The organism is Comamonas sp. SY3 (assembly GCF_041730275.1).
Classification (GTDB): Bacteria; Pseudomonadota; Gammaproteobacteria; order Burkholderiales; family Burkholderiaceae_C; genus Comamonas; species Comamonas sediminis.
The window spans coordinates 1-993 of sequence record NZ_JBGTYN010000057.1 but is presented as its reverse complement, the minus strand read 5'-3'; the positions used below and the strand labels follow the sequence as shown (position 1 = coordinate 993).

At 58.4% G+C, this 993-nt stretch carries 1 protein-coding gene; it reads left to right on the top strand.

Going from position 1 to position 993, the window contains the following annotated elements; all coding sequences use genetic code 11:
• Positions 1 to 23 precede the first annotated feature (23 nt).
• A partial coding sequence (locus ACCQ08_RS26005) for a hypothetical protein (RefSeq protein WP_373451383.1) occupies positions 24 to 993 on the top strand: 970 nt, incomplete at its 3' end.

Sequence of the window (993 nt, the reverse complement as noted above, 5' to 3'; positions counted from 1 at the left end):
GGGTTGCATCTGGCGGCTGGGTCATGGCTGTGCCGCTGATCGCAGCCTATCTGGGTGGCATGTTCAAGGAGGAAAAGCAGGTCGGTAGCGGCATCACTGGCGAGCTGGGTGGCGATCTCTACGGTTATCAGTTGATGCGCGAAAGCGGCAGCCTCTTTGGTGGCCCCAAGTACCGCTACCTTGTGGCGGAGAAGGAGATCGAACAGTCCAAGGCAGAGATCGAGCGCCTTAAAAAGGAGATCGCTGACAACCCTGATGACAAGCGCAACGCCTACCGTGAGCGACAAATCCAGCAGCAATACAGCCGCTTGGAGATGCTCTCGCAGTACGACGGCGCCATCGAAGGCTCTAAGGGACCCATCAAGGTCCTGCAGGATGCCTTCACTGGTATGCGTGAGGATACGGCCTCTCGGGCAGATAGCCTGGGGCTTGATGGCGATGCGATCCGCGCAATGCGCGTGACCCTGGGTCTGGATGAGATCCATCCGGACACAGGCGGCAAGGGCCTGGAGTTGACTGGGCTTACCGAAGAGGAGGCCACTGCCAAGGTTCAACAGGCGCTGGCGCAGGCCAATGAGGAATTGGCCCGCTCGGTGCTCGGCAAGTGGGAAGAGCAGACCCGCGAAGTTACCCGAACGATTTGGGACAACGTGGAGCTGCCTACTGATGGCGACACCCAGCAGTATGGTCGTGTGGGTCGAGAAGTGACTGAGACGATCACCGAGCAGGTATTCGTGATGAGCGAGTACGTGCGAACCGGTGAAACGGCAGTGCAGGCGCTCACCCGTCTATCTGACTCTCTGTACAGCGTGAATTCGGTCTTTGACATGCTTGGGCTCACGCTCATGGATACGTCGCTGGCTGGCGCTGATATGGCCTCGGACATCATCGACGCATTTGGCGGTGCTGATAAGTTCACGGCTGCGACCGGCAACTATTACGACAAGTTCTACACCGACCAAGAGAAGGTGAAGAACCAGACGCGACTGCTCA